We start from the raw sequence: 12,589 nt of genomic DNA, 5'->3' as shown, positions 1-12,589 counted from the left end.
TAACTGGACGTGGCCGGGCCCTTGAACAATTCTTTCCGCGCCCCGTGACGCCACCGTTCGGTCGAGCGAAGGCAAAGGCTTCCATTCGCTGTTCAATACCTGCCCGCCGCGTGCCCCCAAGGCCCGAGGTCAGGCGGCAAGTGAGAGAGGTGAAGGCTGATGCTCCGGTACTTTGTCTACACATTCGCCGCCATATGGTTCATCCACGCGTTCTGGCCATCGGTCGCCCATGCGCAGCAACAGCCGCGCCCTGTCAGCCAATGCCAGGCGATCGCCGAAACGCTCCCCCAGGCGACTTTTGCCAGTTTCACGCCCGCGGCTGCCACCAAGGGGCAGACGACGGCCGGCGAGGTGACAATCAGCTATCTCGGCCATTCCACCTTCCTGATCGAGACGCCCGGCGGCGTCTTGATCGCAACCGACTATAGCGGCTGGTATGCACCGTCGATGCCGCCGACGGTCGCGACCATGAACAAGGCGCATTCGAGCCACTACACGCTGACGCCGGATCCGGCGATCAAGACCGTGCTGCACGGCTGGAGCGATAGCGGCCAACCGGCGCGCCACGATCTCGTGGTCGGCGACGCCTACATCCGCAACGTGACGACCGACATCCGCGCCGGCGGCGGCGCCATGGAGCACGACGGGAACTCGATTTTCATCTTCGAGGTGGCGGATCTCTGCATCGGGCATCTGGGCCATCTGCACCATGAACTCGACGACAGCCACTACAGCCAGATCGGCCGGCTGGACGTGCTCATGGTGCCTGTCGATGGCGGCCTGACCATGGGTGCCGAGAGCATGAGCCGGGTGGTCAGCCGGCTGCGCGCCTCGCTGATCCTGCCGATGCACCGCCGTGGCCCGCCGATCGACGCCTTTCTGGACATGTTCGGCGACGACTACGACAAGCGTTACGCCGACAGCGCCAGTATCAAAGTATCCCTGCGTTCCTTGCCAAGCAAACCACTGATTTATATCCTCAAGGGCGTTTGAACATCCTGGGATCGCCCGATGAAGTTGCTCGTGGTTGGCGTATCGTTCTTTCTCTCCTTCTCGACTCTTGCCGAGGCCGGTGGCGCGCCGCCGCCGCGCATGCCGTCTCCCGAGGGGCAACAGCCGCAAAGCCAGCCGGAGACCACGGTCCGACCGGCGGGTGAGCCGGAGATCTTCGCGATGCCCTCGGGCAATATCGGCTGTATCTACACGCCGGCTGGCGGCACGTCCGTCTATCAGCCCGCCGATGGCGGTCCGGAGCTGGCCTGCGATATCGTCGCGCCGCGTTATGTCAGGGCGACCCTTGGCCGGGCGGGAGCCGCCACGCTCAATCACGCCGTCGGCGATCCCAGCTGCTGTTCGACTGGGACTGTGCTCGACTATGGGCAAAGCTGGTCGCGACGGCCGTTCTCCTGCGTGTCGGAACGCACTGGCCTTTCCTGCCGCCGTGACGACGGACACAGCTTCCTCTTGAGCCGCGCGCAGGTCTCTGCCAACTGAAAAACCGCCCCCCGGCTGGACGGAAAGCGGCAATAAAACTATAAGGCGCCCCATTCCATTCAAATTAATGCATGCAGAGGGTGCCATGGCTGGCCATTCACAGTTCAAGAACATCATGCACCGCAAGGGCCGTCAGGATGCGGTGCGCTCGAAAATGTTTTCCAAGCTCGCGCGCGAAATCACGGTTGCCGCCAAGTCGGGCATGCCCGATCCCGCGATGAACGCGCGCCTGCGCCTGGCGATCCAGAACGCCAAGGCGCAGTCGATGCCGAAGGACAACATCGAACGGGCGATCAAGAAGGCCTCCGGCGGCGACGCGGAGAACTACGAAGAAGTCCGCTACGAGGGTTATGGCCCGGGCGGCGTTGCCGTTATCGTCGAAGCCTTGACCGACAACCGCAACCGCACCGCCTCGAACGTGCGCTCGACCTTCACCAAGGCCGGCGGCGCGCTCGGCGAAACCGGCTCGGTTTCCTTCTCCTTCGATCGCGTCGGCGAGATCACCTACAAGCTCTCCGTCGGTGACGCCGACAAGGTGATGGATGCGGCGATCGAAGCGGGTGCCGACGACGTCACCACCGACGAGGACGGCCACACGATCATCTGCGGTTTCGAAGCGATCGGCGAAGTGTCCAAGGCGCTCGAAGACACGCTCGGCGAAGCCGAAACGGTCAAGGCGATCTGGAAGGCACAGAACACCGTTCCGGTCGATGAAGAAAAGGCGCAGTCGCTGATGAAGCTCATCGACATCCTTGAAGACGACGACGACGTCCAGAGCGTCTATTCGAACTTCGAAGTCTCGGACGAGATCCTGGCGAAGCTGTCGGCCTGATTGGGACGACCGTCGCTCGCAGAATTTTCACCCGCGTCCGAAAGGCCGCGGGTTTTTCTTTGGATGGCCCGATGACCTATGAATTCGCGATCTTCGATTTCGACGGCACGCTTGCCGATACGGCGGCGAGTTTCATGACGGCGTGCAACGCGGCTGCACGGCGCTACGGCTTCCGCGAACTCTCGGTCGAGGAGTTCCAGTCGTTGCGCACCATGGGCAGCCGCGAGATCATCGCGCATCTCGGCGTGCCCGTTTGGAAACTGCCGCAGATCGCCACCTTCATGCGCCGTGCCATGGCGACTGAAGCGGCAAGCGTCCGGCTGTTTCCGGGCGCCGCTGAGCTTCTCTGGAAATTGAAGGCGGCGGGCATCGGCATTGCGATCGTGAGTTCGAACGCGGAGCAGGGTATTCGCGCCGCACTCGGCGAAGCGGCAGCGACGATTGACCTCTTCGAATGCGGTGCCGCGCTTTTCGGCAAGGCACAGCACTTCAAGCGTGCGATCCGGCACTCCGGCCTCGATGCGGCTCGCATCCTGGCGATCGGCGACGAGGCGCGCGATATCGATGCGGCGCGAAAGGCGGGCGTGGCGGCCGGTGCGGTTGCCTGGGGCTATGCCGACCCGGTCTTCCTGCAAGGGCTCGGGCCGGATCGGTTCTTTGCCAATCTGGAAGAGATCGCACCCGCTTTCGGGGCGATCTGATCGGCCGGCTTTACGCCGCCTTGGCGAGATCGCGCTGGGCGTCGGCGAAGAGGCGAAGCGAATTCAGCCGCGCCTGCATGTGGAAGATCGGCATGGAGATGATCAGTTCGTCGGCCTTTGTCTGCTCGAGGAACGCCCCGATCTTGCGCCGGATCGTCTCTGGCCCTCCGACCACCGCATACATCATCGAATGGTCGACGAAGATCTTCTCGTCATAGCTCCAAAGCCCATCCATCGACTGGACCGGCGGCGGAAACTGCCCGCGCGCGTTGCGGCGCAGGGCCACGAAGGATTGCTGCATGGAGGTGAAGAGGTAGTTCGCCTCCTCGTCCGTATCGGCGGCAACCCCCATGACGCCGACCATCACCTGCGGCTTGGCAAGGGTCTCGGAGGGGGTGAAGCGCTCGCGGTAGATCTCCAGCGCCGAGAGCAGCATGTCCGGCGCGAAATGCGAGGCGAAGGCGAAGGGCAGGCCGAGCATGCCGGCGAGATGGGCGCTGAAATGGCTTGAGCCGAGCAGCCAGATCGGCACATTGGTGTCGGCGCCGGGCACGGCGATGATCTTCTGGTCCTCGGCGACGGGGCCGAGCAGTGCCTGCAGTTCGACGACGTCGTTCGGGAAGTTGTTGCCGCTCGCCTCCATGTTGCGTCGGAGGGCCTGGGCGGTGCGCATGTCGGTTCCGGGCGCACGGCCGAGGCCGAGGTCGATGCGGCCGGGGTAGAGGGCGGCGAGCGTTCCGAACTGTTCGGCGATGACAAGCGGCGAGTGGTTCGGCAGCATGATGCCGCCGGAGCCGACACGGATCGTCTTCGTCGCTGCCGCCACGTGCGAGATCACGATCGAGGTCGCCGCACTGGCGATGCCCTTCATGCCGTGATGTTCGGCCAGCCAGAAGCGGGTGTAGCCGTTCTCCTCGGCCGCCTGGGCCAGACGGCGCGAATTCTCCAGCGATTGGGCGACGCTGCCGCCTTCAGTGATCGGGGAAAGATCGAGGACGGAGAAAGTCGCCATGGCAAAGGCCTTTATTGAGAGAAATTGATGCAAGGCTATGTAAGCTCAATTTTCCTCAATCCAAGGGCGGTGCCGAAGAAAACCTGGGGCCGCGCCTCCACTGTGCGTATGTTTTTGTTTTGTTCACTTTTTGCTGGCAGCGTCCGGACTGACATCATAGGGTGAAATTCATGCAGACCACGATTCGCATCATCGGCATCGATCCGGGGCTCCGTCGTACCGGCTGGGGCATCATCGAGACGCTCGGCAATTCGTTGCGTTTCGTCGCCTCGGGCACGGTGACGTCGGATGGCGACATGGACCTCGCCTCCAGACTTTGCCAGCTGCATGACGGCCTTGCCGAGGTGGTGCACAGCTATCAGCCACACGAGGCGGCGGTGGAGCAGACCTTCGTCAACAAGGACGCGACAGCGACGCTGAAACTCGGCCAGGCGCGCGGCATCGCCATGCTGGTGCCGGCACGAGCAGGCCTCAGGGTCGCCGAATATGCGCCGAACGCGGTCAAGAAGGCGGTGATCGGCGTCGGTCATGGCGAGAAGCAGCAGATCCACATGATGCTGAAGGTTCTGATGCCGAAGGCCGAGTTCAAGGGCAACGATGCGGCGGACGCACTGGCGATCGCTATCTGCCATGCCCACAACCGGCAATCGGTGACGAGCCGGCTTGCCGCATTGATGGCGTAGTTGCGCCCGACACGATAATTTCCGATGGTCCGGTGACCATCCAGAACCCACCGCGAGAGACGCCACATGATCGGCAAATTGAAGGGTACCATCGACGAGATCGCCGAGGATCACGTCGTGCTCGATGTGCATGGCGTCGGCTACGTTGCCTTTTGTTCGGCGCGCACGCTGTCCAGGCTCGGATCGGCGGGCGAGGCGGCGGTGCTCTTCATCGAGACGTATGTGCGCGAAGACCAGTTGAAGCTGTTCGGCTTCCTGACGGCGCTGGAGCGGGAATGGTTCCGGCTGTTGCAGAGCGTGCAGGGGGTCGGCTCGAAAGTGGCGCTGGCCGTGCTTTCCACCCTGACGCCGGGGGAATTGGCCAATGCGATCGCGCTGCAGGACAAGACCTCCGTCTCCCGTGCGCCCGGTGTCGGGCCCAAGGTGGCGGTGCGCATCGTCACGGAACTGAAGAACAAGGCGCCGTCCTTCGCCGGCGAGATGTCGGCCTCGATCGGCCTCAAGCAGGAGCTTGGCGAAGGCGTCGCCTCCGCGCCGGTTTCCGATGCGGTTTCGGCGCTCACCAATCTCGGCTACTCGCGCGACCAGGCGGCCAATGCCGTTGCTGCGGCCTTGAAGAACGGCGGCGAAGGCGGCGACAGCGCCAAGCTCATTCGCCTTGGCCTGAAAGAGCTGGCGCGATGAACGCTTGCCTTGGCCGGGCACAGAAGGCAGAACGCATCGTGCCCGGCATGATGACGGGTTGCAGCGCTGAGCTGCCCGACCGAATGGAACGAACGCATGACTGACGCCGCACGCCTGATAACGCCGGAAAAGCGCGGTGAAGACCTCGATGCGACCATGCGCCCGCAGACGCTGGATGACTTCACCGGCCAGGCGGAAGCGCGCGCCAACCTGAAGATCTTCATCGAGGCGGCAAAAAATCGCGGCGAGGCGCTGGACCACGTGCTCTTCGTCGGCCCTCCCGGGCTCGGCAAGACGACGCTGGCGCAGATCATGGCCAAGGAGCTCGGCGTCAATTTCCGCTCGACCTCCGGCCCTGTGATCGCCAAGGCCGGCGATCTCGCAGCCCTGCTCACCAATCTCGAAGAGCGCGACGTGCTCTTCATCGACGAAATTCACCGGCTCAATCCGGCCGTCGAGGAAATCCTCTATCCTGCGATGGAGGACTTCCAGCTCGACCTCATCATCGGCGAAGGCCCGGCGGCGCGGTCGGTGAAGATCGACCTGTCGAAGTTCACGCTGGTGGCGGCAACCACCCGCCTCGGGCTTCTGACGACGCCGCTTCGCGACCGTTTCGGCATTCCGGTGCGGCTCAATTTCTACACGGTCGAAGAGCTGGAATCGATCGTCCGGCGTGGCGCCCGGCTGATGGGCCTCGGCATGACCGACGACGGCGCCCGCGAGATCGCCCGCCGCGCCCGCGGTACGCCGCGCATCGCCGGCCGGCTGTTGCGCCGGGTGCGCGACTTCGCCGAAGTGGCGCGTGCCGAAGCCGTGACCAAGGAGCTCGCGGACGAGGCGCTGACGCGGCTGCTCGTCGACAATATGGGCCTCGACCAGCTCGACCGGCGCTACCTCTTCATGATCGCGCAGAACTTTGGCGGCGGTCCCGTCGGCATCGAGACCATCGCTGCGGGCCTTTCGGAGCCGCGTGATGCGATCGAAGACATCATCGAGCCCTATCTGATCCAGCAGGGCTTCATCCAACGCACGCCGCGCGGCCGTATTTTGACCGCCAATGCCTGGAAACATATCGGCCTTAATCCCCCCAAGGAGATGGAGGCGACCCAGTTTCGCCTGACATTAGAGGACGACGACTAGATGATCAGCCGCCGCGGATTGTTGAAACTGATCGGCGGCGGTATCGTCAGCATGGCGGCACTGGGCGGCTACGCCTTTGCCGTCGAACCTCTGGCCCGGCTGAACGTCACCCGATACAAACTGACGCCACCCAATTGGACACCAGGCCTCAAGCTGCGCGCCGTCGTGCTCACCGACATCCACGCGTGCGAGCCCTGGATGCCGGCAAGCCGTATCGCTTCGATCTGCCGGCAGGCCAACAGCCTTGGCGGCGATATCACGCTGCTGCTCGGCGACTATGTGGCCGGCATGAACCTCGTCACCAGCTATGTGCATTCCAGCGAATGGTCGAAGGCGCTGGCCACACTCGAGGCGCCGCTCGGCGTCCACGCGGTCATGGGCAATCATGACTGGTGGGAAGACCGGACCGCGCAGAAGAACGGCGGCGGGCCGACCTTCGGGCACAAGGCGCTGCAGGACGTCGGCATCAACGTCTATAGCAACCGGGCGGTGAGACTGGAGAAGGAGGGGCAGGGCTTCTGGATCGCTGGCCTCGAAGATCAGCTTGCCTTGGTGCCCGGCAAGAAGTGGCAACGCAAGCGCATGAGCGGTCTCGACGATCTCGATGGTACGCTCGCCCAGGTGAGCGATACCGATCCGGTCATCCTCATGGCGCATGAGCCGGATGTGTTCCCGCGTGTTCCGTCGCGTGTCGCGCTGACACTGTCGGGCCATACCCATGGCGGCCAGGTGCGGTTTCTCGGCTATGCGCCGGTCGTGCCCTCGCGTTTCGGCGAGCGTTACGCCTACGGCCATGTGACCGAGAACGATTGCAATCTGATCGTTTCCGGCGGTCTCGGCTGCTCGCTTGCGCCGGTTCGCTTCGGCATGCCGCCGGAGATCGTGGTGATCGATCTCGGCTGAGCGACAAATTCCAGGTTCGTTCGGTCTTGCGCTGAAAGAGCCTGGCATCAAGACGACGCCAGGCCTGTTTGCTTCCGCCCGCCCGCTCTGTTGAGCCGAGCAGGGCGCCCGTTTGTCACGGTGCGTCAGGCGGCCCTGATGGCTCCGCTTCGCACTGCGCCCCGCAGGCCGGACGCCACCTCATAGGTGTCGGTGACCAGCAGCAGGCCGTCCGCGCACTGGTACCATTCCCCCTCGCTCATGCTCTTTACCGACGCACTGAGTGTTGCCAGTTCAACAGAGCCGGGCGGTGTGCTGATGATCCGTTCGGCGACCCAGCTATCGAGCCAGGCCTGGTTTGCCGGCGAAACGGCCTCAAGCGCGATTTGCGGGTGCTGGTCGAAGTAAGTCTGGACGGCCAGGTTGGTTGGCGCGATGACGATCTGGTCAAGATTGCTGTCGCCGAGCGCATCGATCACACGAGAGTTTTCCAGCGCTGCCAGGAAGGTGTCGGTCTTGCCGTCCCGACCGGTCGAAGAGGCGAGGGAGCGCAATGTCTCCAGTATCGTCGGCAGCGGCGGAATAACCTCGATGTCGCTGGTGCCCGTCCTGGTAAGGGACTGGTAGACGAGATCGATCTCGGGCGTGAACGACCGCTTGCGAATGCCGCGCGTCCAATTGAACTCGAAGTCCACTTCGAAGCGCCCTTTGAAGTTGGGCGTCGCGCCTTGCGGGACCTCGATGATCGCGGCCGCATTCCAGATGTAACCGGCATAGGACGGGCGACCGGGATTTGCCGGCACTCCCGCCGAAACCCAGCCGACATGGGGCAATCTCGCCTGCCACTCGATCGATTGCGTTGCGGGGCGTGCCGCAAACGAAACCTCGGAGGCCGTGAAGCTGACACCGACATTGGCGCTGAGCGAGGCGCCGCCCTTCGGGCCTTCCTTGCTGTATTCGGCGCTGAGTTCGCCGCCGATCGAGAAACTGATCGTCGCTTGCTCGACGGTGCTGTTCGGCCCGAACGTTACGAGCCGCGCCTGCTGCGAGTTCGTCTCGAGGCGCAGCTTCATGTGATTGGCGTAAAAGCCGACCGATACCCAGTTGGACGACGGAGTGGACGGCGAACCCTGGATGCCGTGATAGACATCCCCGACGACGAGGTAGTAGTCGCGCGTCAGATTCTGGTTGCCGCGCATCAGCTTGTAGACCGAAAGCAAGGCGTTTGCAGTCAAGGTTTGCGATGAGGTCTTGACCGTGCCCCAGCCGAAATCCTTGCCGCCATTCGTTTTCCATTCACCGTTCAAAGTGCCGACAAGCTTCCAGACTTCAGGATTCAACGTCTCGATAGGCATGATTGATTTCCTTCGAAGCGCCGTCGATCGACGGGAGGGTTGAGCTTTTTGCACGGACCGGAACCGTTCCGCGCAGCCAAGATAGCTCGGATTTTCGGCGGCAACCTGGGGTATTAAATTGTAAATTAATACTCCTTAAAGGAGTCCTTGATCGACACAGAACGGCTCTACGCAGGGTCTCAGCCGAGCAGCTTTTCGATCGTCTCGTGCAGCCGCGGGAGCCCGCCCGGCGTCCAGCCGAGCGCGCGCAGACGGCCACAGTCCATCGCGTTGAATTCGGTCAATGCGGCCGGTTCGGGCAGGTCGTTCATACAACCGGTGATTTGGCGAACGATTTCCAGAATGATGCTGTTGTCGACGAGGATATCGGAGACGTTGAAGACCGAAACCGGCAAGCGGCGCGTTTCCGCTTCGAGCACGAGGCGCACGGCGGCTGCGACATCGTCGCCATGCACTTCCGTGCCGGCCCGCGGTGCAACCGGGCGGCCCTGCAGATAGTCGTCGAACAGGGCCTGCCATTTGTGCGACGCCCCGTTGCCCGGTGCTCCGTAGACGCCGGTGACGCGTAGGCTTGCTGTCCTGAAGTCGTCCGTGCCCAGCAGTTCTAGTTGCCGCTCCGCCGCAAGCTTGAGCGCGCCATAGAGGCTCTCGGGATGGCAGGTCGATCCCTCCGACAGCACGGCGCCTGCTGGGTGCGTTCCGTAGACGGCGCGGCTCGACAGGAAGATGCAGCGACCTACGCCCTGTTCGCGTGCCGTTTCGAAAAGCCGGACCGAACCATCGAGATTGGCGCGGCGGAAGCTCTCGGGATCATCGCCTTCGCCGCCTCGATATCGGCCAGGGATGTGCTGGAAGGCGGCATGGACGAAACACTGGACATTGCCAAAGGCCGCGCTGTGATCGCTCGTCGGATCGAGCGACAGGGGCACGAAACCAACAGGCCCGCTGAAGAAGGTGTTTGGGCCCCGCGTGCGACCGCCGATCACAACCTCGTACCCCGCCTGCAGCAGATGCTCGACGATGAAGCGGCCGACGAAGCCCGTGCCGCCGGAGACAAGCACGCGGGTCATCGGCGGACCGGGTTGGTGAGCGATGCGATGTCCGGAATATCGTCTCCTGTCAGGTAGCCATGCCAGAGATCGATAAGCGGCTGCAGGGCCTCCCTGCGCGGATGATCCGTCTCCCAGGGCTTTTCATACTGGTAGTGCAGCACGCCGATTGAGCCCCAGTCCCAGAGTTCGGGCAGGTTGAACCAGACATATTGCAGCATGTTCATCGTCACTGGCAGACCGTGCCAGTCCGGGAAGAAGGCTTGCAGGAAGGTCTGGTCGGTGCGCGGCCAGAAGGCGTCCGGCGCATCAAGCTGGGTGATCATCCTGTCGAAGGTCGCCATTGACGGTTCGGCGACGAAGACGCCGGAATTCAGCCGATGAAAGTCCGCAAGGCTTTCGTAGACATTGGGGGCAGCGGAGAATTCCGGATAGGCAAACAGCCGGTCGATGTTCCGGAGCACGACCGCATCGGCGTCGATGAAGACGCAGCGCCGATATTCGGTAAGCTGCCAGAGCCGGAGCTTGCAGAAGTTGTCGAGCGGCGAGTGGAAGTCGGGCTTTCGGCCTTTCGTGAAGGGCGCCTTATCATGCACGTTCCGGCGCTGGTGGCGCGCGTTGAAGGCGTCGGAAAGCGGCAGAAGGTTGGTCTCCACCAGCCGGCAGCCGAATTCGGCAAGCGGCGCCAGTACATCGACAGAAACGCCGCCCGTGTGCAGCACGACGATATCGGCCCTCGTGCCCGTGCGTGTTATGGAGCGCGCCAGTGCGCGGGCGCCAAGCGCATAATCGGCATTGGTGACGAGCGTCACATAGGCATGGTCGGCTTGGGGAGGCGAGGAGGGGCGGAGCCCCTCCGAAGGATCGTTCGATGTCATGAAACGGATTTCAGCCGCTTGCCCTCTGGGTCGTGGTTGATCAGCGGCGCGATGTCCTTGGTCCAGGCGGAGACGGCGGGCACGCGCGTTCTGTCGACACGATAGGCGAATTTCTTGGCGACATCGACGATTTCCGAAAGCAATCCGTCCTGCAGCCGCGTCGGGTTGAGACCGAGGCTCAGGAATTTCTCGTTGTGCACGACGAGTTCGTTCTCGGCAGCTTCCTTGCGCGGGTTCGGCAACCGGGCGATCTCGGCCCCCGATATCGAGGCGATCATTTCGGCGAGATCGCGCACCCGGTGGGTCTCGGTCATCTGGTTGAAGATCTCGACACGGCTGCCGCGCGCCGGTGGGTTCGTGAGCGCCAGCTCGATGCATCGCACCGAATCCTGGATGTGAATGAAGGCGCGGGTCTGGCCGCCGGTGCCGTGCACGGTCAGCGGATAACCGATTGCCGCCTGGATGAGGAAACGATTGAGCACGGTGCCATAGTCGCCGTCATAGTCGAAGCGGTTGATGAGCTGGGCGTGGCGGCGCGTCTGCTCGGTATGCGTACCCCAGACGATGCCCTGGTGCAGGTCGGTGATCCGAAGCCCGTCGTTCTTGGCATAGAACTGGAAGAGCAACTGATCCAGGCACTTGGTCATGTGGTAGATCGAGCCGGGATTGGAGGGGTAGAGGATCTCCTGGCTGACGGTCTCGCCGCCCATCGTTTCGATGCCGACAGGCAGATAGCCCTCGGGGATCGCCGCGCCGATGGTGGAGTAGCCGTAGACGCCCATGGTGCCGAGATGCACGAGGTGGGCGTCGAGGCTGAGTTCGACCAGCGCGTTCAGAAGATTGTGCGTGGCGTTGACGTTGTTGTTGACCGTGTAGTTCTTGTGGCGGTCGCTCTTCATCGAATAGGGCGCGGCACGCTGTTCGGCAAAATGCACGATGGCGTCAGGGCGATGGTCGGCGAGCCAGTTCTTCAGGAGTTCGTAGTCGCGGGCGAGATCGATCAGGTTGAAATGGATGCGCCGGCCGGTTTCGGCATGCCAGATACGCGTGCGTTCCTGGATCGAATCCATCGGCGTCAGCGATTGCACGCCCAGTTCCGTATCGATCCATCGGCGGGAGAGATTGTCGAGGATATGAACGTCGTGACCGGCATCGGACAAATGAAGGGCCGTGGGCCAACCGACGAAACCGTCGCCGCCGAGAATCGCAATCTTCATGCACGTTCTCCTGATCGCAAAGGAAGTCCGTCACGTGATAGGATAGGATTGTGACAAGGCTGCAATGCTTGCAAACGGCTTTTTGTTCCTGCACAGGAAACGGGAAATTCTTTCGGAGAAAAGTATGTCCCTGATTTCGCTCGCAGGCGAACTGACCGAAAACGGCCATCAGCTGATCCAGCGCGTCTATTACGAAGACACCGACTTTTCCGGCGTCGTCTATCACGCCCGCTACCTGCATTTCATGGAGCGCGCCCGCACCGATTTCCTGCGGCTGCTCGGCGTCGAGCAGGCAACGCTGGCGATCGAGGGCGACAGCGAAGGCCTCGTCTTCGTCGTCCATCGCATGGAGATCGACTTCAAGCTGCCGGCGCGCATGGATGACATCCTGACGATTACCACCGTCACCGAGAAGGCCGGCGGCGCCAAGATGGTGCTGCAGCAGGAGATCCGCCGCGGCGAGCAGTTGCTGATCGCCGCCAAGGTGATCATCGCCGTGATCAACGGCCAGGGTCGGCCACGGCGGCTGCCCGAGGCGCTCGCCTACAAATTCCATCATGCGAAGGAGAGCGCGGGCTAGAGCTCTCCTTCAGTCGAACGGAGACACGGCGCCCCTTCCAGGGGCGTTTTTCGTTGGTGGACGCGCGTTTTCACTGCATTCG

Annotated in this window: 14 protein-coding genes; 9 read left to right on the top strand and 5 right to left on the bottom strand. The window is 62.9% G+C overall.

The window, feature by feature from the left end; genetic code table 11:
- The first annotated feature begins 156 nt into the window (after positions 1–156).
- The 4 genes from FA04_RS14940 to FA04_RS14925 all read left to right on the top strand — a co-directional run bounded on the left by FA04_RS14940 (position 157) and on the right by FA04_RS14925 (position 3,027).
- The gene (locus tag FA04_RS14940) at positions 157–993 is read left to right on the top strand and encodes an MBL fold metallo-hydrolase (protein ID WP_082572778.1); all 837 of its coding nucleotides are present in this window, start codon (positions 157–159) and stop codon (positions 991–993) included.
- An 18-nt stretch (positions 994–1,011) separates the two neighbouring features.
- Positions 1,012–1,494, top strand: a complete 483-nt coding sequence (locus FA04_RS14935) for a YML083C domain-containing protein (protein WP_127889460.1) — start codon at positions 1,012–1,014, stop codon at positions 1,492–1,494.
- A gap of 85 nt (positions 1,495–1,579) precedes the next feature.
- On the top strand, positions 1,580–2,326 hold the full coding sequence (locus tag FA04_RS14930; protein ID WP_034806204.1) for a YebC/PmpR family DNA-binding transcriptional regulator: 747 nt from the start codon (positions 1,580–1,582) through the stop codon (positions 2,324–2,326).
- A 71-nt stretch (positions 2,327–2,397) separates the two neighbouring features.
- Complete coding sequence (locus tag FA04_RS14925; protein ID WP_034806206.1) at positions 2,398–3,027, top strand: HAD hydrolase-like protein; 630 nt, start codon at positions 2,398–2,400, stop codon at positions 3,025–3,027.
- A gap of 10 nt (positions 3,028–3,037) precedes the next feature.
- On the opposite strand, the gene FA04_RS14920 is transcribed toward FA04_RS14925, so the two are convergent.
- Positions 3,038–4,039, bottom strand: a complete 1,002-nt coding sequence (locus FA04_RS14920; protein ID WP_034806655.1) for an LLM class flavin-dependent oxidoreductase — start codon at positions 4,037–4,039, stop codon at positions 3,038–3,040.
- Between the two features lie 170 nt (positions 4,040–4,209).
- On the opposite strand from FA04_RS14920, the gene ruvC reads away from it, so the two are divergent.
- The 4 genes from ruvC (at position 4,210) to FA04_RS14900 (ending at position 7,449) form a co-directional block, all read left to right on the top strand.
- Complete coding sequence (gene ruvC, locus FA04_RS14915; RefSeq protein WP_034806209.1) at positions 4,210–4,722, top strand: crossover junction endodeoxyribonuclease RuvC; 513 nt, start codon at positions 4,210–4,212, stop codon at positions 4,720–4,722.
- 66 nt (positions 4,723–4,788) lie between these two features.
- On the top strand, positions 4,789–5,406 hold the full coding sequence (gene ruvA / locus FA04_RS14910; RefSeq protein ID WP_034806211.1) for a Holliday junction branch migration protein RuvA: 618 nt from the start codon (positions 4,789–4,791) through the stop codon (positions 5,404–5,406).
- Positions 5,407–5,502: 96 nt separating this feature from the next.
- Positions 5,503–6,546, top strand: coding sequence for a Holliday junction branch migration DNA helicase RuvB (gene ruvB / locus FA04_RS14905; RefSeq protein WP_034806214.1), 1,044 nt, complete (start codon positions 5,503–5,505; stop codon positions 6,544–6,546).
- A complete protein-coding gene (locus FA04_RS14900) occupies positions 6,547–7,449 on the top strand; it encodes a metallophosphoesterase (protein WP_034806217.1) in 903 nt (300 codons plus the stop codon). It abuts the gene before it with no gap.
- A 125-nt stretch (positions 7,450–7,574) separates the two neighbouring features.
- Here FA04_RS14900 and FA04_RS14895 read toward each other — a convergent pair whose 3' ends face one another.
- From FA04_RS14895 to FA04_RS14880, 4 genes are all read right to left on the bottom strand, one after another.
- Positions 7,575–8,783, bottom strand: a complete 1,209-nt coding sequence (locus tag FA04_RS14895; RefSeq protein ID WP_034806219.1) for a hypothetical protein — start codon at positions 8,781–8,783, stop codon at positions 7,575–7,577.
- Positions 8,784–8,962: 179 nt separating this feature from the next.
- Positions 8,963–9,853, bottom strand: coding sequence for an NAD-dependent epimerase/dehydratase family protein (locus FA04_RS14890; protein WP_034806222.1), 891 nt, complete (start codon positions 9,851–9,853; stop codon positions 8,963–8,965).
- Positions 9,850–10,710 (bottom strand): glycosyltransferase, encoded by an 861-nt coding sequence (locus FA04_RS14885; protein WP_034806225.1) that lies wholly within the window; start codon positions 10,708–10,710, stop codon positions 9,850–9,852. Before FA04_RS14885 ends, FA04_RS14890 begins: the two co-directional genes overlap by 4 nt.
- A complete protein-coding gene (locus FA04_RS14880) occupies positions 10,707–11,927 on the bottom strand; it encodes an NAD-dependent epimerase/dehydratase family protein (RefSeq protein WP_034806229.1) in 1,221 nt (406 codons plus the stop codon). The genes FA04_RS14885 and FA04_RS14880 overlap by 4 nt, the downstream gene beginning before the upstream one ends.
- A 124-nt stretch (positions 11,928–12,051) precedes the next feature.
- Here FA04_RS14880 and ybgC point away from each other — a divergent pair, with 124 nt between their 5' ends.
- A complete protein-coding gene (gene ybgC / locus FA04_RS14875; protein WP_034806232.1) occupies positions 12,052–12,507 on the top strand; it encodes a tol-pal system-associated acyl-CoA thioesterase in 456 nt (151 codons plus the stop codon).
- Positions 12,508–12,589 lie beyond the last annotated feature (82 nt).

It is taken from the genome of Ensifer adhaerens, assembly GCF_000697965.2.
In the GTDB taxonomy this organism is placed as follows: domain Bacteria; phylum Pseudomonadota; class Alphaproteobacteria; order Rhizobiales; family Rhizobiaceae; genus Ensifer; species Ensifer adhaerens.
This window is presented reverse-complemented; position numbering and strand designations above follow the sequence as displayed.

Coding starts and splice junctions, on each gene's coding strand:
- ruvC (WP_034806209.1), top strand. CDS start 4,210: ATGCAGACCACGATTCGCATCATCGGCATCGATCCGGGGCTCCGTCGT.
- FA04_RS14880 (WP_034806229.1), bottom strand. CDS start 11,927: ATGAAGATTGCGATTCTCGGCGGCGACGGTTTCGTCGGTTGGCCCACG.
- FA04_RS14890 (WP_034806222.1), bottom strand. CDS start 9,853: ATGACCCGCGTGCTTGTCTCCGGCGGCACGGGCTTCGTCGGCCGCTTC.
- ybgC (WP_034806232.1), top strand. CDS start 12,052: ATGTCCCTGATTTCGCTCGCAGGCGAACTGACCGAAAACGGCCATCAG.
- FA04_RS14895 (WP_034806219.1), bottom strand. CDS start 8,783: ATGCCTATCGAGACGTTGAATCCTGAAGTCTGGAAGCTTGTCGGCACT.
- ruvA (WP_034806211.1), top strand. CDS start 4,789: ATGATCGGCAAATTGAAGGGTACCATCGACGAGATCGCCGAGGATCAC.
- ruvB (WP_034806214.1), top strand. CDS start 5,503: ATGACTGACGCCGCACGCCTGATAACGCCGGAAAAGCGCGGTGAAGAC.
- FA04_RS14885 (WP_034806225.1), bottom strand. CDS start 10,710: ATGACATCGAACGATCCTTCGGAGGGGCTCCGCCCCTCCTCGCCTCCC.
- FA04_RS14900 (WP_034806217.1), top strand. CDS start 6,547: ATGATCAGCCGCCGCGGATTGTTGAAACTGATCGGCGGCGGTATCGTC.
- FA04_RS14920 (WP_034806655.1), bottom strand. CDS start 4,039: ATGGCGACTTTCTCCGTCCTCGATCTTTCCCCGATCACTGAAGGCGGC.
- FA04_RS14925 (WP_034806206.1), top strand. CDS start 2,398: ATGACCTATGAATTCGCGATCTTCGATTTCGACGGCACGCTTGCCGAT.
- FA04_RS14935 (WP_127889460.1), top strand. CDS start 1,012: ATGAAGTTGCTCGTGGTTGGCGTATCGTTCTTTCTCTCCTTCTCGACT.
- FA04_RS14930 (WP_034806204.1), top strand. CDS start 1,580: ATGGCTGGCCATTCACAGTTCAAGAACATCATGCACCGCAAGGGCCGT.